This window comes from Pseudomonas cyclaminis (assembly GCF_015163715.1).
GTDB classification, from domain to species: Bacteria; Pseudomonadota; Gammaproteobacteria; order Pseudomonadales; family Pseudomonadaceae; genus Aquipseudomonas; species Aquipseudomonas cyclaminis.
In genome coordinates this window covers 1-20,244 of the sequence record NZ_JADDUM010000132.1, presented here as the reverse complement: position 1 = coordinate 20,244, position 20,244 = coordinate 1, and the positions used below count along the sequence as shown (strand labels likewise).

The 20,244-nt window shown below is 59.6% G+C and carries 22 protein-coding genes and 3 pseudogenes; 14 read left to right on the top strand and 11 right to left on the bottom strand.

Features of this window, described 5'->3' with window-relative positions:
- Nucleotides 1-6 precede the first annotated feature (6 nt).
- The 4 genes and pseudogenes from IQK56_RS17020 (at nucleotide 7) to IQK56_RS17005 (ending at nucleotide 3,386) form a co-directional block, all read left to right on the top strand.
- Nucleotides 7-1,389 carry a class II fumarate hydratase gene (locus IQK56_RS17020; RefSeq protein WP_193863141.1) on the top strand — a complete coding sequence of 461 codons (1,383 nt, stop codon included), beginning with the start codon at nucleotides 7-9 and terminating at the stop codon, nucleotides 1,387-1,389.
- Nucleotides 1,390-1,416: 27 nt separating this feature from the next.
- A complete protein-coding gene (locus IQK56_RS17015; RefSeq protein ID WP_122307373.1) occupies nucleotides 1,417-1,845 on the top strand; it encodes a hypothetical protein in 429 nt (142 codons plus the stop codon).
- 1 nt (nucleotide 1,846) lies between these two features.
- Nucleotides 1,847-2,458 (top strand): superoxide dismutase, encoded by a 612-nt coding sequence (locus IQK56_RS17010; RefSeq protein ID WP_150760785.1) that lies wholly within the window; start codon nucleotides 1,847-1,849, stop codon nucleotides 2,456-2,458.
- A gap of 33 nt (nucleotides 2,459-2,491) precedes the next feature.
- Nucleotides 2,492-3,386, top strand: a pseudogene (locus IQK56_RS17005) (ZIP family metal transporter).
- A 37-nt stretch (nucleotides 3,387-3,423) separates the two neighbouring features.
- On the opposite strand, the gene IQK56_RS17000 reads toward IQK56_RS17005, so the two are convergent.
- From IQK56_RS17000 to IQK56_RS16955, 10 genes and pseudogenes are all read right to left on the bottom strand, one after another.
- Nucleotides 3,424-3,696 (bottom strand): HPr family phosphocarrier protein, encoded by a 273-nt coding sequence (locus IQK56_RS17000; protein WP_003216108.1) that lies wholly within the window; start codon nucleotides 3,694-3,696, stop codon nucleotides 3,424-3,426.
- Nucleotides 3,697-3,712: 16 nt separating this feature from the next.
- Nucleotides 3,713-4,570, bottom strand: a complete 858-nt coding sequence (gene rapZ, locus IQK56_RS16995) for an RNase adapter RapZ (protein ID WP_099587119.1) — start codon at nucleotides 4,568-4,570, stop codon at nucleotides 3,713-3,715.
- Nucleotides 4,571-4,572: 2 nt separating this feature from the next.
- Nucleotides 4,573-5,037, bottom strand: coding sequence for a PTS IIA-like nitrogen regulatory protein PtsN (gene ptsN / locus IQK56_RS16990; protein WP_122307377.1), 465 nt, complete (start codon nucleotides 5,035-5,037; stop codon nucleotides 4,573-4,575).
- A 12-nt stretch (nucleotides 5,038-5,049) separates the two neighbouring features.
- Nucleotides 5,050-5,355: a ribosome hibernation-promoting factor, HPF/YfiA family gene (hpf, locus tag IQK56_RS16985; protein WP_122307378.1), complete on the bottom strand. Its 306-nt coding sequence runs from the start codon at nucleotides 5,353-5,355 to the stop codon at nucleotides 5,050-5,052.
- 75 nt (nucleotides 5,356-5,430) lie between these two features.
- A complete protein-coding gene (locus IQK56_RS16980; protein ID WP_122307379.1) occupies nucleotides 5,431-6,924 on the bottom strand; it encodes an RNA polymerase factor sigma-54 in 1,494 nt (497 codons plus the stop codon).
- A 197-nt stretch (nucleotides 6,925-7,121) separates the two neighbouring features.
- A complete protein-coding gene (gene lptB / locus IQK56_RS16975) occupies nucleotides 7,122-7,847 on the bottom strand; it encodes an LPS export ABC transporter ATP-binding protein (RefSeq protein ID WP_004372092.1) in 726 nt (241 codons plus the stop codon).
- Nucleotides 7,847-8,380, bottom strand: a complete 534-nt coding sequence (lptA, locus tag IQK56_RS16970) for a lipopolysaccharide transport periplasmic protein LptA (RefSeq protein ID WP_027604809.1) — start codon at nucleotides 8,378-8,380, stop codon at nucleotides 7,847-7,849. The genes lptB and lptA overlap by 1 nt, the downstream gene beginning before the upstream one ends.
- Nucleotides 8,367-8,939, bottom strand: a complete 573-nt coding sequence (gene lptC / locus IQK56_RS16965; protein ID WP_122307380.1) for an LPS export ABC transporter periplasmic protein LptC — start codon at nucleotides 8,937-8,939, stop codon at nucleotides 8,367-8,369. Before lptC ends, lptA begins: the two co-directional genes overlap by 14 nt.
- A gap of 8 nt (nucleotides 8,940-8,947) precedes the next feature.
- Nucleotides 8,948-9,471 (bottom strand): annotated as a pseudogene (locus IQK56_RS16960) (KdsC family phosphatase).
- Nucleotides 9,472-10,446, bottom strand: coding sequence for a KpsF/GutQ family sugar-phosphate isomerase (locus tag IQK56_RS16955; protein ID WP_193863143.1), 975 nt, complete (start codon nucleotides 10,444-10,446; stop codon nucleotides 9,472-9,474).
- A 311-nt stretch (nucleotides 10,447-10,757) separates the two neighbouring features.
- On the opposite strand from IQK56_RS16955, the gene IQK56_RS16950 reads away from it, so the two are divergent.
- The 10 genes and pseudogenes from IQK56_RS16950 (at nucleotide 10,758) to hisC (ending at nucleotide 18,852) form a co-directional block, all read left to right on the top strand.
- Nucleotides 10,758-11,567: an ATP-binding cassette domain-containing protein gene (locus IQK56_RS16950; RefSeq protein ID WP_003171811.1), complete on the top strand. Its 810-nt coding sequence runs from the start codon at nucleotides 10,758-10,760 to the stop codon at nucleotides 11,565-11,567.
- Nucleotides 11,567-12,363, top strand: a pseudogene (gene mlaE / locus IQK56_RS16945) (lipid asymmetry maintenance ABC transporter permease subunit MlaE). The gene IQK56_RS16950 and the pseudogene mlaE overlap by 1 nt, the downstream one beginning before the upstream one ends.
- A complete protein-coding gene (mlaD, locus tag IQK56_RS16940; protein ID WP_003171814.1) occupies nucleotides 12,363-12,830 on the top strand; it encodes an outer membrane lipid asymmetry maintenance protein MlaD in 468 nt (155 codons plus the stop codon). The pseudogene mlaE and the gene mlaD overlap by 1 nt, the downstream one beginning before the upstream one ends.
- An 11-nt stretch (nucleotides 12,831-12,841) precedes the next feature.
- A complete protein-coding gene (locus IQK56_RS16935; RefSeq protein WP_122307383.1) occupies nucleotides 12,842-13,489 on the top strand; it encodes an MlaC/ttg2D family ABC transporter substrate-binding protein in 648 nt (215 codons plus the stop codon).
- Complete coding sequence (locus tag IQK56_RS16930; RefSeq protein ID WP_025856316.1) at nucleotides 13,486-13,791, top strand: STAS domain-containing protein; 306 nt, start codon at nucleotides 13,486-13,488, stop codon at nucleotides 13,789-13,791. Before IQK56_RS16935 ends, IQK56_RS16930 begins: the two co-directional genes overlap by 4 nt.
- 114 nt (nucleotides 13,792-13,905) lie before the next feature.
- A complete protein-coding gene (locus IQK56_RS16925) occupies nucleotides 13,906-14,145 on the top strand; it encodes a BolA family protein (RefSeq protein ID WP_099587128.1) in 240 nt (79 codons plus the stop codon).
- A 23-nt stretch (nucleotides 14,146-14,168) separates the two neighbouring features.
- Nucleotides 14,169-15,434 (top strand): UDP-N-acetylglucosamine 1-carboxyvinyltransferase, encoded by a 1,266-nt coding sequence (murA, locus tag IQK56_RS16920; protein WP_071494136.1) that lies wholly within the window; start codon nucleotides 14,169-14,171, stop codon nucleotides 15,432-15,434.
- Between the two features lie 275 nt (nucleotides 15,435-15,709).
- The gene (gene hisG / locus IQK56_RS16915; RefSeq protein WP_003171824.1) at nucleotides 15,710-16,345 is read left to right on the top strand and encodes an ATP phosphoribosyltransferase; all 636 of its coding nucleotides are present in this window, start codon (nucleotides 15,710-15,712) and stop codon (nucleotides 16,343-16,345) included.
- 128 nt (nucleotides 16,346-16,473) lie between these two features.
- Nucleotides 16,474-17,796 (top strand): histidinol dehydrogenase, encoded by a 1,323-nt coding sequence (gene hisD / locus IQK56_RS16910; protein WP_122307384.1) that lies wholly within the window; start codon nucleotides 16,474-16,476, stop codon nucleotides 17,794-17,796.
- Nucleotides 17,797-17,799: 3 nt separating this feature from the next.
- Nucleotides 17,800-18,852: a histidinol-phosphate transaminase gene (hisC, locus tag IQK56_RS16905; RefSeq protein ID WP_150675058.1), complete on the top strand. Its 1,053-nt coding sequence runs from the start codon at nucleotides 17,800-17,802 to the stop codon at nucleotides 18,850-18,852.
- A gap of 67 nt (nucleotides 18,853-18,919) precedes the next feature.
- On the opposite strand, the gene IQK56_RS16900 is transcribed toward hisC, so the two are convergent.
- A complete protein-coding gene (locus IQK56_RS16900; RefSeq protein ID WP_150760783.1) occupies nucleotides 18,920-20,194 on the bottom strand; it encodes a uracil-xanthine permease family protein in 1,275 nt (424 codons plus the stop codon).
- Nucleotides 20,195-20,244 lie beyond the last annotated feature (50 nt).

Sequence of the window (20,244 nt, the reverse complement as noted above, 5' to 3'; positions counted from 1 at the left end):
TAAGTGATGGCAGACCCTAACACCCGTATCGAACGCGACAGCATGGGCGAACTGCAAGTACCTGCCGAGGCCTTGTATGGCGCACAGACCCAGCGCGCGGTGAACAACTTCCCGATCAGCTACCAACGCATGCCGGCGCAATTCATTCGCGCACTGATCCTGGCAAAGGTGGCTGCCGCCAAGGTTAATGTCGACCTCAAGCAAATCAGCGAAGGGCAGGGCAAGGCCATCGTCGATGCTGCCCAAGGTCTGCTGGAAGGCGACTTCATGCAGCACTTTCCGGTTGATATCTTCCAGACCGGTTCCGGCACCAGTTCCAACATGAACGCCAACGAAGTGATTGCAACCCTCGCCAGTCGTCTGCTGGGCGAGGCGGTCAACCCGAACGATCACGTCAACTGCGGCCAAAGCAGCAACGACATCATTCCTACAACCATCCACGTCAGTGCGGCGCTGGTATTGCACGAGCAAACACTGCCGGCGCTGTTGCACCTGGTGGAGGTGATCGAGCATAAGGCTGAAGAAGTCCACCCGTTCATCAAGACCGGCCGCACGCATTTGATGGACGCCATGCCAGTCCGTATGAGCCAGGTACTCAATGGCTGGGCGCAGCAACTCAAGGCCAATATCGGTCATCTGCAAGACCTGCTGCCAAGCCTGCAGGCCCTCGCGCAAGGCGGCACAGCGGTGGGCACCGGGATCAACGCGCATCCGGAATTCGCGGCGCGCTTCAGTCAACAGCTCAGCAGCCTGACGGATGTGAAATTCACGCCGGGTAAAAACCTGTTTGCGCTGATTGGCTCCCAGGACACGGCCGTGGCTGTTTCCGGCCAACTGAAAGCCACCGCCGTATCGTTGATGAAAATCGCCAATGACCTGCGCTGGATGAACTCCGGCCCACTCGCCGGCCTGGGTGAAATCGAGCTGGAAGGCCTGCAACCGGGGTCTTCGATCATGCCCGGCAAGGTCAACCCGGTCATTCCGGAAGCGACTGCCATGGTGGCGGCCCAAGTCATCGGCAATGACACGGTGATCACCGTCGCCGGCCAATCTGGCAACTTCGAGCTCAACGTGATGCTGCCGATCATCGCCCAGAACCTGCTCAGCAGCCTCGAACTGCTGGCCAACGCCAGCCGCCTGCTGGGGGACAAAGCCATCGCCAGCTTCAAGGTCAATGAAGCCAAGCTCAAGGAAGCGCTGTCGCGCAACCCGATCCTGGTTACCGCACTCAACCCGATCATTGGTTACCAAAAGGCTGCTGAAATCGCCAAGAAGGCCTATCAGCAAGGCCGTCCAGTGATTGATGTCGCCCTTGAGCACACCGACTTGCCTCGTAGCCAACTGGAAATCCTGCTGGATCCGGAAAAGCTTACGGCTGGCGGCGTGTAATCACCGACTCTGCTTTGGAGGCTCATCATGGAGCACTGGAAACGCACGATCGAACGGGCTAATCGCTGCTTTATGCAGGGCGAACTGGTCGACGCTCGCGAGGCCTATCTGCAAGCCCTGGCCCTGGCCCAAGTGTTGTTCGAACGCTGGGCAGATGCCGACGAAGCGGTGGCGGCCTGCGTCATTTCACATCACAACCTGGCGGATCTGCACTTGCGCCTGAATCAGCCAGAGGAAAGCGCCGAGTACCTCTGCGCCATTCACCAGCGCTTGCTGCAGACCATGCAGGACGCACGCCTGAGCCCGCAACTGCGCGAAGCAGCCCTGCGCCAGAGCAGCAAGACCTACGTCGAACTGTTGAATTTCATCAGCGATCACGGCGAATACCCGCGCACCCATCGCTTGCTGGGCGGTACTGCGGCGCAACCGACTACGCCTCAATACGGAGCACATTGATATGACTTACACCTTGCCTGCCCTGCCTTACGCCTACGATGCCCTGGAACCGCATATCGATGCGCAAACCATGGAAATCCACTACACCAAGCATCACCAGACCTACATCAACAACCTCAATGCCGCGGTCGAGGGCACCGAGTTCGCCGGCTGGCCCGTAGAGAAACTGGTGTCCAGCGTGCAGCAGTTGCCGGAAAAACTGCGCGCTGCGGTGATCAATCAAGGTGGCGGCCACGCTAACCACTCGCTGTTCTGGGCGGTGATGTCACCTCAGGGGGGCGGTAAGCCTGAAGGCGCGCTGGGCAAGGCGATTGACGAGCAAGTAGGTGGTTTTGAAAGCTTCAAGGAGGCCTTCACCAAAGCCGCGTTGACCCGCTTCGGCAGCGGCTGGGCCTGGCTGAGCGTTACCCCGCAAAAGACTTTGGTCGTGGAAAGCAGCGGTAATCAGGACAGCCCGCTGATGAACGGCAACACGCCTATCCTCGGCCTGGACGTGTGGGAGCACGCTTACTACCTGCGCTACCAGAACCGCCGCCCGGAATACATCAATGCCTTCTACAGTGTTATCAACTGGCCAGAAGTTGCCGCACGCTATCAGGCTGCTTTGGCCTGACATTTACCTCCATAACAAGATCTAAGGCCGACTATGGGCACTGAAACACTGGCGATCGGCAGCGTGCGAATGTTTCGTTATGCGCTGGGCTCGCTGCTGCTGCTGGCAGGTACTGCATTGCTGGTGGCCCACGGGCTGGCCTGGCTGGACCTGGAACCGCGTATCTTGCGTGCCTTGCAGGGCGGGGCGATCTGCGCGCTCGGCACCGCGCTGGGCGCGGTTCCTGTATTGGTGATTCGGCGGATGCCGGTTGCCGTGAGCGATACCTTGCTGGGCTTTGGGGCGGGCGTGATGTTGGCCGCCACCGCCTTTTCGCTGGTAGTGCCAGGCATCGCCGCTGCCGAAAGCCTGGGGCTTACGCCCTGGGGGGGCGGGCGGGTTGATTAGTTTCGGCATCATGTTGGGGGCATTCGGGCTGTATCTGGTTGACCGCAAGGTCTCCGGCGCCAGTCCGGAAATGCTGGTGGGCACGCCGGACAAGCCGGTGATCCCGCCGCGAATCTGGCTGTTCGTGTTCGCCATCATTGCCCACAACATCCCCGAAGGCATGGCGGTTGGCGTCTCGGCGGGCGGCGGCATGCCGGATGCCGATAGCCTGGCCATGGGCATTGCCTTGCAGGATGTGCCCGAAGGCCTTGTGATTGCGTTGGTGTTGGCCGGGGCAGGCATGTCGCGGGTCAAGGCGTTTCTGATTGGCGCTGCGTCAGGCTTGGTGGAACCGGTGTTTGCCGTGCTCTGCGCGTGGTTGGTGGGCCTGGCTGAGGTGCTGTTGCCGTTGGGTTTGGCATTGGCCGCTGGGGCGATGTTGTTGGTGGTGACCCATGAGGTCATCCCTGAGTCACGGCGCAATGGCCACGAAAAACTCGCCAGTCTGGGATTGTGTATCGGGTTCTGTTTGATGATGGTGATGGATACTGCCTTGGGGTGAAGCCGTTGCGGCTTCACGCCTACCTCAAAGGGTGAGTTTACTCACCCTCATCAAAGAAGTTGTTGATCAGCGCTACCAGTGCGTCCATCGCTTCCTGCTCTTGCTCGCCTTCGGTCTTGAGATGAATCTTGGTGCCCTTACCGGCCGCCAGCATCATCATTGCCATGATGCTTTTGCCATCGACCATGCTCTCCGGTGTACGCCCGGCCCTGATCTGGCAGGGGAACTGCCCCGCAACTCCGACAAATTTGGCTGAGGCGCGGGCATGCAGGCCCAACTTGTTGATGATTTCAATTTCCAGAGCGGGCATCGCGAAGGTGTTCCTTTCAGCTGAGGTCGCGGTGGCGGACCTGGACGTTCTTGAGGGTTTGTTGCAGTACCTGGCCCAGGCGCTCGGTCAGGTACACCGAGCGGTGATGACCACCGGTGCAGCCAATGGCAATGGTGACATAGGCTCGGTTGCTCGCGGCAAAGCGCGGCAGCCATTTGAGCAAGTAACTGGAGATGTCCTGAAACATCTCCTCCACATCCGGCTGCGCGGCCAGGTATTCGGCTACGGGTAGATCCAGCCCTGACTGGTCACGCAATTCCGGTTTCCAGTAGGGGTTGGGCAGGCAGCGCACGTCAAACACGAGGTCCGCATCCACTGGCATACCGCGTTTGAAGCCAAAAGACTCGACAAGAAACGCCGTGCCGGGCTCCGGCTGGTTCAGCAGGCGCAGCTTGATGGCATCGCGCAGTTGGTACAGGTTAAGGCTGGTGGTGTTGATCTTGAGGTCGGCGAGGTCAATGATCGGCCCCAACAACTTGGTTTCGTCCTCAATGGCTTCGGCCAGGGAGCGGTGAGGGCTGCTGAGCGGGTGGCGCCTGCGGGTTTCGGAGAAGCGTTTTAACAGCGTCTCTTCGTCGGCATCCAGGTACAGCACATCACAATGGATGTGCTTGGCGCGCACTTCTTCCAGCAACTCCGGGAATCGCGAGAGGTGGCTGGGCAGGTTGCGGGCGTCGATCGAAACGGCAACCAGGGGTTGGGCCAGTTCGGTGTGGATCAGTGCACGTTCCGCCAGCTCCGGCAGCAGGCCGGCAGGTAGGTTGTCGATGCAATAGAAGCCATTGTCCTCAAGAACGTTGAGAGCAGTACTTTTACCTGAGCCGGAGCGGCCGCTGACAATGATCAAACGCATGGTTACTGCCCGCTTTGCGCATCCAGGACAACTCGGTACAGCGCCTCGTTGCTGCTGGCACTGCGCAATTGGTCGCGTACGTCCTTGCGGTCAAGCATGCTGGCGATCTGCCGAAGCAGTTCCAGATGCGCATCGGTGGCGGCCTGCGGGACCAGCAGAACAAACAGCAGGTCGACCGGGGCACCGTCGATGGCGTCGAAATCGATAGGGGCATCCAGGTGCAGCAGGGCGCTGACAGGTGTCTCGCAGCCTTTGAGGCGACAGTGAGGAATGGCGATGCCGTTGCCAAAACCGGTCGAGCCGAGTTTTTCACGGGCAATCAGAGCCTCGAAGACATCTTGCATCTCCAGTTCAGGCACTTGGCTGCTGATCAGGTTGGCAATTTGTTCGAGGGCTTTCTTCTTGCTGCCGCCCGGCACGTTCACCAGGGAACGGCCGGGGGTCAGGATGGTTTCAAGTCGGATCATGGGTTGGGGGTGTTAGCGGCCAGTGCCATTAAGAAGGCTCTGCTGCTTTTCCTTATGCTTTTTAAGTTGGCGGTCAAGCTTGTCAGTCAAGGCATCAATCGATGCATACATGTCCTCATGCTCGGCATTGGCGACTACTTCGCCACCGGGAATCTGTAGGGTCGCCTCAACTTTCTGCTGAAGCTTGTCGACTTTCATGATGACTTGCACGTTGGTGATTTTGTCAAAATGACCCTCCAGGCGTTTCAGCTTCTGCTCGACATACTCGCGCAGGGGAGGGGTGACTTCTACATGGTGTCCACTGATGTTGACTTGCATACAGCTTCTCCTTCGTTGCCAGTGCATAAAGCGACGGGTAGGAATACCCGTCACTGGAACGCTGTGGCCCGCCCGTCACATCAAACGCTTGCGCTCGCTGGAAGGCGCGATCCCAAGGGATTCGCGGTACTTGGCGACGGTTCGACGGGCGACCTGAATGCCTTGTGCCTCCAGTAAACCAGCGATCTTGCTGTCACTCAACGGCTTTTTCTGATTTTCCGCAGCAACCAGTTTTTTGATGATCGCGCGGATCGCCGTTGACGAGCATTCGCCGCCTTCGGAGGTGCTGACATGGCTGGAGAAAAAGTATTTCAACTCATAAATACCCCGTGGGGTATGCATGAATTTTTGCGTGGTCACGCGTGAAATTGTCGATTCATGCATGCCTACCGCTTCGGCGATGTCGTGCAGGACCAGAGGCTTCATTGCTTCGTCGCCGTATTCCAGGAAGCCGCGCTGATGCTCGACGATCTGGGTGGCCACTTTCATCAAGGTTTCGTTGCGGCTCTGCAGGCTCTTGATGAACCAGCGGGCTTCCTGCAACTGGTTGCGCATGAAGGTGTTGTCGGCACTCGTGTCTGCCCGGCGCACAAAGCCGGCATATTGCGGGTTGACCCGCAGGCGCGGCACCGACTCCTGGTTCAGTTCAACCAGCCAGCGCTCGTTGTCTTTGCGCACGATGACGTCGGGCACCACGTACTCGGCTTCGCTCGACTCGATCTGCGAGCCCGGACGCGGGTTCAGGCTCTGCACCAGCTCAATGACCTGGCGCAGGTCGTCTTCCTTGAGCTTCATGCGGCGCATCAGTTGGCTGTAGTCGCGGCTGCCCAGCAGGTCGATGTAGTCGGTAACCAGGCGCTGGGCCTCAGCGAGCCACGGCGTCTTGGCGGGCAGCTGGCGCAGTTGCAGCAGCAAGCATTCGCTCAGGGTGCGGGCGCCGATGCCGGCCGGCTCGAACTGCTGGATGCGGTGCAGCACCGCTTCAATTTCGTCCAGCTCGATGTCCAGTTCCGGGTCGAAAGCCTCAAGGATTTCGTCGAGCGTCTCGTCCAGGTAACCCTGGTTGTTGATGCAGTCGATCAGGGTGACGGCGATCAGTCGATCGGTGTCGGACATCGGTGCGAGGTTCAGTTGCCACAGCAGATGGCTCTGCAGGCTTTCACCGGCGGAGGTGCGGGTGGTGAAGTCCCACTCGTCATCGTCGTTGCTGGGCAGGCTGCTGGCGCTGGTCTGATAGACGTCTTCCCAGGCGGTGTCTACTGGAAGCTCGTTGGGGATGCGTTCGTTCCAATCGCCTTCCTCCAGGTTGTCCACCGTAGGGGCGGTTTCCTGGTAGGACGGTTCCTGCACGTCGGCGTTGGGTTTTTGCTCGATGTTGTCGGCCAACGGATCTGCATTATCGAAGTCGTCGCCTTCTTCCTGGCGTTCGAGCATCGGATTGGACTCCAGGGCCTCCTGGATTTCCTGTTGCAGGTCCAGGGTCGACAATTGGAGTAGGCGGATGGCCTGTTGCAGCTGCGGTGTCATCGTCAGCTGCTGGCCCATTCTCAGGACTAGCGATGGTTTCATGGCAGGGGCTTAACACCTTATTCGCCGGCGCAATGCGCCATCCACGACAGGGCGCGTGAGCGCCAAACATAAGCAAATTATATGCCTGATATCGAGGGCTTTGCCTAGAGCGCGGTAACAATAAAAAACCGAAGGTTCTTATTGACTCCCGCGCATCGGGCAAACCACCTGCCACCGCCTTGTTTTCACAGGCGGGTTTACAGGCGAAACTCGTGACCCAGGTACACTTCCTTGACCAGTTCATTGGCCAGGATGGTAGCGGAGTCGCCTTCGGCGATCAGTTGTCCATCGTTGACGATATAGGCGGTTTCGCAGATATCGAGGGTCTCACGCACGTTGTGGTCGGTGATCAATACACCGATGCCCTTGGCCTTGAGGTGATGGATGATCTGCTTGATGTCGCCAACCGAGATAGGGTCGACGCCGGCAAACGGTTCGTCCAGCAGGATGAACTTGGGGGCGGTGGCCAGGGCGCGGGCGATTTCCACGCGACGACGTTCACCACCGGACAGGCTCATGCCAAGGTTGTCGCGAATGTGGTTGATGTGGAATTCCTGCAGCAGGCTTTCCAGTTCCTGGCGACGGCCGTCACGGTCCAGTTCCTTGCGGGTTTCAAGGATGGCCATGATGTTGTCGGCAACCGACAGTTTGCGGAAGATCGACGCTTCTTGCGGAAGATAACCGATACCGGCGCGGGCACGACCGTGCATTGGCTGGTGGCTGACATCCAGGTCGTCGATCAGTACGCGACCCTGATCCGCCTGTACCAGGCCGACGATCATATAGAAGCATGTGGTCTTGCCTGCGCCGTTGGGTCCGAGCAAGCCGACGATCTGGCCGCTGTCGATCGACAGGCTGACGTCGCGCACGACCTGTCGGCTTTTATAGGCCTTGGCCAGATGCTGGGCTTTCAGGGTTGCCATTACTCGGCCTTCTTCTTCGGCTGGATAACCATGTCGATACGCGGACGCGGTGCGGTCACCTTGCTGCCATTGGCGCGGCCGGCATTGGCGATCTGTTTCACGGTGTCATAGGTGATCTTTTCACCTTCCGTGGAGTTGCCATCGGGGCTGAGCACCTTGGCCTGGTCGATCAGCACAATGCGATTCTGCTGGGCGTGATACTGGATGGTCTTGCCATAGCCCTTCATCGGGCCGGTATCGGTCGCGGACTGCTTCTGTTCGAAGTAAGCCAGGTTGCCTACCGAGGTCACGACGTCGATATCACCGGCTTGGGTGCGCGTCAGTGTCACGGTATTGCCGGTGATTTTCATCGACCCTTGGGTGATGATCACGCCGCCGGTGTAGGTGGCAACACCTTGCTTGTCATCGAGTTGCGCATCGTCAGCCGAGATGTGGATCGGTTGCTGGCTATCGTTCGGCAGAGCCCAGGCGCTCACGCTTCCCAGTGCTGCGCCCAAACCGAGCAAAATAGGGAGAGTTTTAACGAGCCTCATACTGTCCTCTTACGTTCGATAGCAGGTGTATCCTGCTTTCTTTCAAATACGCTTTCATTCCCTTGCCAGTCGATACACCGCCAGCGCCGTCGATTCTAACGTCTTGCTCGGTCTGCGCATATTGCTTCTGCGGGAATACGGTCATGCGACTGCTGGTAATCACCGTGTTGCGGTCTTTGGCGTCCGTGCGTGCAACGCGTACCGAGTCAATCAGTTCTACCTCGGTGCCGTCAGGGTTCACCTCGCCACGCTTGCTGGTGACATGCCACGGAAATTCGGTGCCGCGGTACAGGTTCAGGTCCGGGTTGGTCAGCAGGGTGACTTCGGTGGCCTTCAAGTGTTCGACTTTGTCCGAGGTCATTTCGTACTGCAACTTGCCGTCGGGCAGGAACTGCACGCTATAGGCATTGGTAGCGTAATAGTCGATAGCCCCTCCGTCGACCTGTGCAGCCGGCTGGTCGAGGAAGCGCCCCGGGCTGATATTCCAGTAGCCCACCGCGAGCAGCAGCGCGGCGATGACCCCGAATAGCAGGAAGTTGCGAATCTTTTTACTCAGCATAAAACGCTCTATAGGTAGGCGGCGTGTGCCGCTTCAAGGCTGCCCTGGGCTCGCAGGATCAGTTCGCAGACTCGCGGGCCGCACCTTCGCCACCACGGGCAGAGGTGATGCCATGGGCGTGCTCGCGAACAAACGCCGCCGCATTGGCGACGGCCATGCCCAGGCCCACTCGGCGAATAACCGGCAAGTCGGGCAGATCATCGCCCAGGTACGCGACCTGCTCATAGCTTAGGTTGAGTTGGCCAAGAAGCTCGTCCAGAACCACCAGTTTATCCTCGCGGCCCTGATACAGGTGAGGAATCCCCAGATTTTGTGCGCGGCGTTCCACAACGGGGGTTTTCCGTCCGCTGATAATCGCGGTTTGCACGCCCGCAGCCATCAGCATTTTGATGCCCTGGCCGTCGAGGGTGTTGAATGTCTTGAATTCACTGCCATCTTCGAGGAAGTACAAGCGGCCATCGGTCAGCACGCCGTCAACGTCGAAAATCGCCAGCTTGATGTGCTTGCCGCGTTGCAACAGGTCGCTGGTCATTTACATCACTCCCGCACGCAACAAGTCGTGCATGTTCAGGGCGCCGACCGGATGGTCGTCGCTATCGACCACCACCAGGGCGCCGATCTTGTGGTCTTCCATGATCTTCAAGGCTTCGGCTGCCAGCATTTCAGGGCGGGCGGTCTTGCCGTGCGGGGTCATTACTGCGTCGATGGTCGCCGTGTGGATATCGATGGTGCGGTCCAGGGTACGGCGCAAGTCACCGTCAGTGAAGACCCCGGCCAGGCGCCCGTCAGCTTCCAGGATCACGGTCATGCCCAAGCCCTTGCGGGTCATTTCCATCAGCGCGTCCTTCAGTAACGTGCCGCGTTGGACGTGGGGCAATTCATCACCCGAGTGCATGACGTTTTCCACTTTCAGCAGCAGGCGGCGGCCCAGCGCACCACCAGGGTGGGAAAATGCGAAATCTTCAGCGGTGAATCCCCGGGCTTCAAGCAGCGCAACGGCCAGGGCGTCGCCCATGACCAGGGCCGCGGTGGTGGAGGAAGTCGGCGCCAGATTCAGCGGGCAGGCTTCGTGGGCCACATGAACATTCAGATTCACTTCGGCAGCCTCGGCCAGCGTCGACTCTGGATTGCCAGTGACGCTGATCATCTTGATGCCCAGGCGCTTGATCAGCGGCAGCAGGGTCACGATTTCGTTGGTGGTGCCAGAGTTGGACAGTGCCAGGATGACGTCATCTTTGGTGATCATGCCCATGTCGCCGTGGCTTGCCTCGGCGGGATGCACAAAAAATGCGGTGGTCCCGGTGCTGGCCAGGGTGGCGGCGATCTTGTTGCCGACGTGGCCCGATTTGCCCATGCCGACCACTACAACGCGGCCTTTGCTGGCCAGAATCATCTCGCAGGCGCGTACGAAATCTGCGTCGATATGGGCCAGCAAGCCTTCTACGGCTTCGACTTCGAGGCGGATGGTGCGTTGTGCGGATTGAATAAGGTCGCTGGATTGGCTCATGTCTGAAATCGTATAGCCTGACGAAAAGTCGGCGATTATAGCGGTAATGATCAATTCCCTCACGCAAGTTCGTCAGGCTTTGTTCTTTGGGTTCCTGAGATCGATCCCCAGTAACACCGTTGGCAACGTTTTTTCCCTGTCCTCAAACTGAACTAGCACCGTTCCGGCCTTGGGCGCGTTGTACCAGCAGTGATATAGTTCGCCGCCAGTTCGGTCCGCCCAGCCCATGAGGCTATCTATATGCGTCGCCGTTGCAAACGTTTGTCGCATGCGTGGTGTCTGAGTGAGAGGCTGCATCCCAAGGAGTTTAGATGAGTGCCGATAACGCCTACGCGGTCGAGCTGAAGGGACTGACCTTCAAGCGCGGGACGCGCAGCATCTTCAATAACGTCGATATTCGCATTCCCCGTGGCAAGGTCACGGGCATCATGGGGCCGTCCGGTTGCGGTAAGACCACCCTGTTGCGGCTGATGGGCATGCAATTGCGCCCCAGCGCCGGCGAAGTGTGGGTCAACGGCCAGAACCTGCCGACGCTGTCGCGCAGCGATCTGTTCGATGCGCGCAAGCACATGGGCGTGCTGTTCCAGAGCGGTGCGCTGTTTACCGACCTGGATGTATTCGAGAACGTGGCGTTCCCGCTGCGGGTGCATACCCAGCTGTCCGATGAAATGATTCGTGACATTGTGTTGCTGAAATTGCAGGCCGTGGGCCTGCGTGGTGCCATTGACCTGATGCCCGACGAACTGTCCGGCGGCATGAAGCGTCGCGTGGCCCTGGCGCGCGCCATTGCGCTCGATCCGCAGATTCTCATGTACGACGAGCCCTTCGTCGGTCAGGACCCGATCGCCATGGGCGTGCTGGTTCGCCTGATCCGTCTGCTCAACGATGCCCTGGGCATCACCAGTATCGTGGTGTCCCACGACCTCGCAGAAACCGCGAGCATTGCCGATTACCTCTATGTAGTCGGCGATGGCCAGGTGCTGGGGCAGGGTACGCCTGAAGAGCTGATGAACGCCGATAACCCGCGCATTCGCCAATTCATGACTGGCGATCCCGATGGCCCTGTGCCTTTTCACTTTCCGGCAGCGGATTACCGCTCAGATCTTCTGGGGAAGCGCTGATGCGCAAGACATCTCTCATGAAAAGGTTCGCCTTTTCGGTCGCTCGGGCATCGACATCGTCGAGGTGCTGGGTCGTTCGACGATTTTCCTGTTCCACGCCTTGCTTGGCCGCGGCGGCATCGGTGGCGGCTTTGGCCTGTTGCTCAAACAACTGCATTCGGTGGGCGTAATGTCCCTGGTGATCATTGTGGTCTCCGGGGTCTTCATCGGCATGGTGCTGGCGTTGCAGGGCTTCAATATCCTGTCCAGCTACGGGTCGGAGCAGGCAGTGGGGCAGATGGTTGCCCTGACGCTGCTGCGTGAACTGGGGCCGGTGGTGACCGCGTTGCTGTTCGCCGGGCGTGCGGGCTCCGCGTTGACTGCCGAAATCGGCAACATGAAGTCCACCGAACAGCTGTCCAGCCTCGAAATGATCGGCGTGGACCCCCTCAAATACATTGTTGCCCCGCGCCTGTGGGCCGGCTTCATCTCCCTGCCATTACTGGCGATGATCTTCAGCGTGGTCGGTATCTGGGGTGGTTCGTGGGTGGCGGTGGACTGGCTGGGCGTCTACGACGGTTCCTACTGGGCCAACATGCAAAACAGCGTGACCTTTAGCGGTGACGTGCTCAATGGCGTTATAAAGAGCATCGTCTTCGCCTTTGTAGTGACCTGGATCGCCGTATTCCAAGGCTACGACTGTGAGCCCACTTCAGAAGGGATCAGTCGCGCCACCACCAAGACCGTAGTGTACGCCTCGCTGGCAGTACTGGGCCTTGACTTCATTTTGACCGCCTTGATGTTTGGAGATTTCTGATGCAAAACCGCACTGTGGAAATCGGTGTCGGCCTTTTCTTGCTGGCTGGCATCCTGGCTTTACTGTTGCTGGCTCTGCGAGTCAGCGGCCTTTCGGCCAGCCCCACCGCCGATACTTATAAACTTTACGCATACTTCGACAATATCGCCGGTTTGACTGTCAGAGCTAAAGTTACCATGGCCGGTGTAACCATCGGCAAGGTCACGGCAATCGATCTGGATCGCGACAGCTTCACCGGGCGAGTGACCATGCAATTGGACAAGAAGGTAGATAATCTGCCGACTGACTCCACTGCATCTATCCTCACTGCGGGGCTGCTGGGCGAGAAGTACATCGGTGTCAGCGTGGGCGGGGAAACAGCCCTGCTCAAGGATGGTTCGACAATCCACGACACACAGTCGTCGTTGGTACTTGAAGACTTGATCGGAAAATTTTTGCTCAATACGGTCAATAAAGACGCCAAATGAGGAATCTGTTCATGATCTCTACCTTGCGACGTGGCCTGCTGGTACTGCTTGCAGCACTGCCATTGATGGCCAACGCGGCAGGTTCTGCGCACCAGCTGGTGCAGGACACCACCAGCAAGATGCTGGCTGACCTGACGGCCAACAAAGAACAGTACAAGCAAGACCCGAGCAAGTTTTACGACGCGCTCAATACCATTGTGGGCCCCGTCGTGGATGCCGAGGGTATTTCGCGCAGCATCATGACCGTCAAGTACTCGCGCAAGGCAACACCTGCGCAGATGCAGACGTTCCAGGAAAACTTCAAGAAAGGCCTGTTCCAGTTCTACGGCAACGCCCTGCTGGAATACAACAACCAGGGTATTACCGTCGCTCCGGCCGGTGATGAATCCGGTGATCGCACCAGCGTCAACATGAGCGTCAAGGGCAACAACGGCGCCGTTTACCCGGTGCAGTACACCCTGGAGAAGATCAACGGCGAGTGGAAACTGCGCAACGTGATCATCAACGGTATCAACATTGGCAAGCTGTTCCGTGATCAGTTCGCCGACGCGATGCAGCGCAATGGCAACGACTTGGACAAGACCATCAATGGTTGGGCCGGTGAAGTTGCCAAGGCCAAGGAAGAAACCGATAAAGCTGCCGGGAAGCCTGCGCAATGACCGAGTCGGCTGTTCGTCTCGGCGACGCTGGCGAGCTGTTCCTCAGCGGTGTGCTGGATTACCGCACCGGGCCTGACCTGCGCAAGCAGGGTCAGGCGCTGATCAAGACCAGCACGGCTCCTGCGCTGGTGCTCGATTGCTCGGCGGTGACCAAGTCCAGCAGTGTCGGTTTGTCGTTGCTTTTGTGCTTCATGCGTGACGCCGAAGCGGCGAAAAAGCCGGTCAGCATCCGGGCTTTACCCGAAGACATGCGTGAAATTGCCGAAGTTTCGGGTCTGACCGAGCTGTTGGCGCATCCTTAATACACATTATCGGAGAGGCCCCCCGTCAGAGTCCTGCTATGCGGGGTTCGCAGGCGCGGGGCTTTTTTGTATGATGTGCGACCCGTGCGCACTGGGCGCCGATAGAGGTTGATCATGCAGGCCCTAGAAGTTAAAAGCTTTCTCGAAGGAAAGCTGCCCGATACGAGCGTAGAAGTTGAGGGCGAAGGCTGCAATTTCCAGCTGAACGTGATTAGCGATGAACTGGCGGCATTGAGCCCGGTCAAGCGTCAACAGCAGATCTATGCCCATTTGAACCCATGGATCACCGATGGCAGCATCCATGCGGTCACTATGAAATTTTTCAGCCGCGCGGCCTGGGCCGAGCGCACCTGAGCCCCCAAGGCGTCGAGATTCTTATGGATAAATTGATTATTACCGGCGGTGCCCGCCTTGATGGCGAGATTCGCATTTCCGGTGCGAAAAACTCTGCCTTGCCGATCCTGGCAGCGACCCTGCTGTGCGATGGCCCGGTGACCGTGGCCAACCTGCCGCACCTGCACGACATCACCACCATGATCGAGCTGTTCGGTCGCATGGGCATTGAGCCGGTGATCGACGAGAAATTGTCCGTCGAAATCGACCCGCGCACCATCAAGACCCTGATCGCCCCGTACGAACTGGTGAAAACCATGCGTGCGTCGATCCTGGTACTGGGTCCGATGGTTGCTCGTTTCGGCGAAGCCGAAGTCGCCCTGCCTGGCGGTTGCGCCATCGGCTCGCGTCCAGTGGACCTGCACATCCGTGGCCTGGAAGCCATGGGCGCAGTCATTGACGTTGAAGGCGGCTACATCAAGGCCAAGGCACCGGAAGGCGGCCTGCGTGGCGCGAACTTCTTCTTTGATACCGTCAGCGTGACCGGTACCGAGAACATCATGATGGCCGCTGCCCTGGCCAAAGGCCGCAGCGTCCTGCAAAACGCCGCGCGCGAGCCTGAAGTAGTCGACCTGGCCAACTTCCTGAACGCCATGGGCGCCAAGGTATCCGGTGCTGGCACCGACACTATCACCATTGATGGTGTAGAGCGTCTGCACACCGCCACCTATAAGGTCATGCCTGACCGCATCGAGACCGGTACCTACCTGGTTGCCGCCGCCGTTACCGGTGGTCGCGTCAAGGTCAAGGACACCGATCCGACCATCCTGGAAGCGGTCCTGGAAAAACTGCGCGAAGCAGGTGCCGAAATCACCACCGGCGAAGACTGGATCGAGCTGAACATGCACGGCAAGCGGCCAAAAGCCGTTAACGTGCGGACCGCTCCGTACCCGGCGTTCCCGACCGACATGCAGGCGCAGTTCATCTCTCTGAACGCGATTGCCGAAGGCACCGGTGCCGTGATCGAGACCATCTTCGAAAACCGCTTCATGCACGTGTACGAACTGCACCGCATGGGCGCGAAGATCCAGGTTGAAGGCAACACCGCCATCGTGACGGGCACCGAGAAGCTCAAGGGCGCGCCAGTCATGGCCACCGACCTGCGTGCATCGGCCAGCCTGGTGATCTCGGCGTTGATCGCTGAAGGTGACACCCTGATCGACCGCATCTACCACATCGACCGTGGTTACGAGTGCATCGAAGAAAAACTGCAGATGCTCGGCGCTAAAATCCGCCGCGTACCGGGCTAGTCCCGGAACTGAAAACACCGTCACTGCGGTGAGCTGGCTTGCTGTAGTGAGCGGGCTTGTTGTGGTGAGCGGGCTTGCCCCGCGCTGGACTGCGCAGCAGTCCCTTTTCTGGGGGCCGCTACGCAACCCAACGCAAGGCAAGCCCGCTCACTACAGACGCTGTCAGCTCGCAGTATGCTGAATTGGTTTCAAATCGAGGCTGTCATGGCCTCGATCTGCGTCTGGCGCCGTTTGCGACCGGACAGCAATAGCCTGATGAAGGACTGACGTTTCCCATGTTGACCATCGCACTGTCCAAGGGCCGCATCCTTGACGACACTTTGCCGCTTCTGGCTGAAGCGGGCATCGTGCCGACCGAGAATCCGGACAAGAGCCGCAAGCTGATCATCCCCACGACCCAGGACGACGTTCGCCTGCTGATCGTGCGGGCTACCGACGTGCCGACCTACGTTGAGCATGGCGCGGCCGACCTCGGTGTCGCCGGTAAAGACGTGCTGATGGAATACGGTGGCCAGGGCCTGTACGAGCCGCTGGACCTGCGCATTGCCCTGTGCAAGTTGATGACCGCCGGCCGTGTCGGTGATGTCGAGCCCAAGGGCCGCCTGCGCGTGGCCACCAAGTTCGTCAATGTCGCCAAGCGTTACTACGCCGAGCAAGGCCGTCAGGTCGACATCATCAAGCTCTACGGCTCGATGGAGCTGGCGCCGCTGATCGGCCTGGCCGACAAGATCATCGACGTGGTCGACACCGGCAACACCCTGCGTGCCAACGGTCTCGAACCCCAGGACTTCATCGCCGACATCAGCTCTCGCCTGATCGTCAACAAGGCATCGATGAAGATGCAGCACGCCCGTATTCAGGCGTTGATCGACACCCTGCGCACCGCAGTGGAGTCTCGACACCGCGGTTGACCTACCCGCGTAGCTGAAGAGCTACGCCCGTCTATCCGCCTCATAGCCAGAATTCTCAGGTGCCCAAGCGGAAACGACTGCTAGTTTAGGGCGCCTGAGTTTTTGCCAATTCTATTGAGGCCCTCGCTATGACCACGTCCACTGCAATTGCCCGACTCAACGCTGCCGACCCGGATTTCGCCCATCATCTGGATCATCTGCTGAGCTGGGAAAGCGTGTCCGACGACTCGGTCAACCAGCGGGTGCTCGACATCATCAAGGCCGTGCGCGAGCGCGGTGACGCGGCGTTGGTGGATTTCACCCGCCAGTTCGACGGCCTGGACGTTGCGTCCATGTCCGACCTGATCCTGCCCCGTGAACGCCTGGAGCTGGCCCTGACGCGCATCACCGCGCCTCAGCGCGAAGCCCTGGAAGTCGCGGCGGCGCGGGTGCGCAGCTACCACGAAAAGCAGAAACAGGACTCCTGGAGCTACACCGAGGCCGACGGCACGGTGTTGGGCCAAAAGGTCACGCCGCTGGACCGTGCGGGGCTGTATGTCCCGGGTGGCAAGGCGTCGTATCCGTCGTCGGTGTTGATGAACGCAATTCCGGCCAAAGTGGCCGGCGTGACCGAAGTGGTAATGGTCGTGCCAACCCCTCGCGGTGAAATCAACGAGCTGGTGCTGGCTGCGGCCTGCATCGCCGGTGTCGACCGCGTGTTCACCATCGGTGGCGCCCAAGCCGTCGCGGCCCTGGCCTATGGCACTGAAAGCGTGCCGAAGGTCGACAAAGTGGTGGGCCCTGGCAACATCTACGTCGCCACCGCCAAGCGCCATGTCTTTGGCCAGGTCGGCATCGACATGATTGCCGGCCCCTCGGAAATCCTCGTGGTGTGCGACGGCCAGACCGACCCGGACTGGATTGCCATGGACCTGTTTTCCCAGGCCGAGCACGACGAAGACGCCCAGGCGATCCTGGTCAGCCCGGACGCAGAGTTCCTCGACAAGGTCGCCGCCAGCATCGACAAGCTGCTGCCGACCATGGACCGCGCCGAGATCATCGAGAAGTCGATCAATGGCCGTGGTGCGTTGATCCTGGTGCGCGACATGGAGCAAGCCATCGAAGTGGCCAACCGTATCGCCCCCGAGCACCTGGAACTGTCGGTGGCCGATCCACAGGCCTGGCTGCCGTCGATTCGCCACGCCGGTGCGATCTTCATGGGGCGCCACACCAGCGAAGCCTTGGGCGACTACTGCGCCGGCCCGAACCACGTGCTGCCGACCTCCGGCACTGCGCGTTTCTCCTCGCCGCTGGGGGTGTATGACTTCCAGAAGCGTTCGTCGATCATCTTCTGCTCGCCTCAAGGGGCTTCCGAACTGGGTAAGACCGCGTCGGTGCTGGCCCGTGGTGAATCGCTGAGCGCACACGCCCGTAGTGCCGAATACCGAATCCTCGAAGAGAAGGGTAACTAAGTCATGAGCAAATTCTGGAGCCCCTTCGTCAAGGACCTCGTGCCTTACGTACCCGGCGAACAGCCAAAGCTGACCAAGCTGGTCAAGCTCAACACCAACGAAAACCCCTACGGCCCGTCGCCCAAGGCGTTGGCCGCCATGCAGGCCGAGTTGAACGACAACCTGCGCCTTTACCCGGACCCCAACAGCGACCTGCTCAAGCAGGCCGTGGCCAAGTACTACGGGGTCGACGCTGGCAAGGTGTTTCTCGGCAACGGTTCGGATGAAGTGCTCGCGCACATCTTCCACGGCCTGTTCCAGCACGACCTGCCGCTGCTGTTCCCGGACATCAGCTACAGCTTCTATCCGGTGTACTGCGGCCTCTACGGGATCCAGTCCGACCCGGTGCCACTGGATGAGCAGTTCCAGATTCGTGTAGCGGACTACGCCAAGCCTAACGGCGGCATCATCTTCCCCAACCCCAACGCGCCGACCGGCTGCGTGCTGGCGCTGGAGGCGGTGGAGCAGATCCTCAAGGCCAGCCCGGATTCGGTGGTGGTGGTCGATGAAGCCTATATCGACTTCGGCGGCGAAACCGCCATCAGCCTGGTGGATCGCTACCCGAACCTGCTGGTGACCCAGACCCTGTCCAAATCGCGCTCACTGGCCGGTTTGCGGGTGGGCCTGGCCGTGGGCCACCCGGACCTGATCGAGGCGTTGGAGCGCGTCAAGAACAGCTTCAACTCCTATCCGCTGGATCGCCTGGCGATTGTCGGCGCTGCGGCGGCGTTTGAGGACCGTGAGCACTTCGAGAAGACGTGCCAGTGGGTCATCGACAGCCGCAACAAAGTGGTCGCGCAACTGGAAGCTAAAGGCTTTGAAGTGTTGCCGTCAGCGGCCAACTTTATCTTTGCCCGTCACCCCCGGCACGACGCGGCCGGCCTGGCGGCCAAGCTGCGTGAGCAAGGGGTGATCGTGCGGCACTTCAAGCAGGAGCGGATTGCCCAGTTCCTGCGGATAAGCATCGGTACGCCGGAGCAGAACCAGGCGCTGATCGATGGCCTCGGCGAGCTCTAAGCCACACTGAAGATCAAAAAATGTGGGAGGGGGCTTGCCCTCTCCCACATTAGTTTTGCGGTGCTGATTAGATCAACGGCTCATCCGGCTTCTTGTTCTTCCAGCCATCATTGCCCGGCAGCAGCAGGTTCAAAGCAATCGCCACGACCGCACACAGGGCGATGCCCTTGAGGCCGAAGTCATTCGGGCCTGTACCGGTCCCCACCAATACCCCGCCAATCCCGAACACCAGCGTTACCGACACAATCACCAGATTACGCGCCTCGCCCAGGTCGATCTTGTGGCGGATCAGTGTGTTCATCCCCACCGCAGCAATCGAGCCGAACAGCAGGCACAAGATTCCGCCCATTACCGGGATTGGGATGCTCTGCAGCAATGCTCCGAACTTGCCGATAAACGCCAGGCTGATGGCAAACACTGCCGCCCAGGTCATGATTTTCGGGTTGTAGTTCTTGGTCAGCATTACCGCGCCAGTCACTTCGGCGTAGGTGGTGTTCGGCGGGCCGCCAAACAGACCGGCTGCCGTGGTGGCGATACCGTCACCCAACAGGGTGCGGTGCAGGCCGGGCTTTTTCAGGTAGTCGCGACCGGTCACGCTGCCGACTGCAATCACGCCACCGATGTGTTCAATCGCCGGGGCCAGGGCCACCGGGACAATGAACAGGATCGCCTGCCAGTTGAATTCCGGCGCGGTGAAGTGGGGCAGGGCGAACCACGGCGCGGCGGCAATCTTTGCCGTGTCGACCACGCCAAAGTAGAACGCCATGGCAAATCCCACCAACACACCGGAGATGATCGGCACCAGGCGGAAAATACCTTTGCCGAACACCGCCACGATCAACGTGGTGAGCAGCGCCGGCATCGAAATCAGCATGGCTGTCTTGTAGGGAATCAGTTCGGCGCCGTCGCCACCTTTACCCATCGCCATGTTAGCGGCGATCGGTGCCATGGCCAGGCCAATGGAGATGATCACCGGGCCGATGACCACGGGCGGCAGCAGGCGGTCAATGAAGCCGGTGCCCTTGATCTTCACGGCAGCGCCCAGGAACGTATAGACGAAACCGGCGGCCATCACCCCGCCCATCGTCGCGGCAAGGCCGAACTGGTCCTTGGCGAGAATGATCGGCGTGATAAACGCAAAGCTCGACGCCAGAAACACCGGCACCTGCCGCCCGGTCACCAGCTGGAACAACAGCGTGCCCAGGCCTGCGGTGAACAGTGCGACGTTTGGATCAAGACCTGTGATCAGCGGCATCAACACCAGCGCGCCAAATGCTACGAAGAGCATTTGTGCGCCAGACAGGATCTGGCGCCAAAGCGGGTCGTTGAATTCATCCTGCATGCTCACGCGTCCTTCTGCTTGGTACCGAAGATCTTGTCACCGGCATCGCC

Coding starts and splice junctions, on each gene's coding strand:
- IQK56_RS17020 (WP_193863141.1), top strand. CDS start 7: ATGGCAGACCCTAACACCCGTATCGAACGCGACAGCATGGGCGAACTG.
- IQK56_RS17015 (WP_122307373.1), top strand. CDS start 1,417: ATGGAGCACTGGAAACGCACGATCGAACGGGCTAATCGCTGCTTTATG.
- IQK56_RS17010 (WP_150760785.1), top strand. CDS start 1,847: ATGACTTACACCTTGCCTGCCCTGCCTTACGCCTACGATGCCCTGGAA.
- IQK56_RS17000 (WP_003216108.1), bottom strand. CDS start 3,696: ATGCCCGCTCTGGAAATTGAAATCATCAACAAGTTGGGCCTGCATGCC.
- rapZ (WP_099587119.1), bottom strand. CDS start 4,570: ATGCGTTTGATCATTGTCAGCGGCCGCTCCGGCTCAGGTAAAAGTACT.
- ptsN (WP_122307377.1), bottom strand. CDS start 5,037: ATGATCCGACTTGAAACCATCCTGACCCCCGGCCGTTCCCTGGTGAAC.
- hpf (WP_122307378.1), bottom strand. CDS start 5,355: ATGCAAGTCAACATCAGTGGACACCATGTAGAAGTCACCCCTCCCCTG.
- IQK56_RS16980 (WP_122307379.1), bottom strand. CDS start 6,924: ATGAAACCATCGCTAGTCCTGAGAATGGGCCAGCAGCTGACGATGACA.
- lptB (WP_004372092.1), bottom strand. CDS start 7,847: ATGGCAACCCTGAAAGCCCAGCATCTGGCCAAGGCCTATAAAAGCCGA.
- lptA (WP_027604809.1), bottom strand. CDS start 8,380: ATGAGGCTCGTTAAAACTCTCCCTATTTTGCTCGGTTTGGGCGCAGCA.
- lptC (WP_122307380.1), bottom strand. CDS start 8,939: ATGCTGAGTAAAAAGATTCGCAACTTCCTGCTATTCGGGGTCATCGCC.
- IQK56_RS16955 (WP_193863143.1), bottom strand. CDS start 10,446: ATGAGCCAATCCAGCGACCTTATTCAATCCGCACAACGCACCATCCGC.
- IQK56_RS16950 (WP_003171811.1), top strand. CDS start 10,758: ATGAGTGCCGATAACGCCTACGCGGTCGAGCTGAAGGGACTGACCTTC.
- mlaD (WP_003171814.1), top strand. CDS start 12,363: ATGCAAAACCGCACTGTGGAAATCGGTGTCGGCCTTTTCTTGCTGGCT.
- IQK56_RS16935 (WP_122307383.1), top strand. CDS start 12,842: ATGATCTCTACCTTGCGACGTGGCCTGCTGGTACTGCTTGCAGCACTG.
- IQK56_RS16930 (WP_025856316.1), top strand. CDS start 13,486: ATGACCGAGTCGGCTGTTCGTCTCGGCGACGCTGGCGAGCTGTTCCTC.
- IQK56_RS16925 (WP_099587128.1), top strand. CDS start 13,906: ATGCAGGCCCTAGAAGTTAAAAGCTTTCTCGAAGGAAAGCTGCCCGAT.
- murA (WP_071494136.1), top strand. CDS start 14,169: ATGGATAAATTGATTATTACCGGCGGTGCCCGCCTTGATGGCGAGATT.
- hisG (WP_003171824.1), top strand. CDS start 15,710: ATGTTGACCATCGCACTGTCCAAGGGCCGCATCCTTGACGACACTTTG.
- hisD (WP_122307384.1), top strand. CDS start 16,474: ATGACCACGTCCACTGCAATTGCCCGACTCAACGCTGCCGACCCGGAT.
- hisC (WP_150675058.1), top strand. CDS start 17,800: ATGAGCAAATTCTGGAGCCCCTTCGTCAAGGACCTCGTGCCTTACGTA.
- IQK56_RS16900 (WP_150760783.1), bottom strand. CDS start 20,194: ATGCAGGATGAATTCAACGACCCGCTTTGGCGCCAGATCCTGTCTGGC.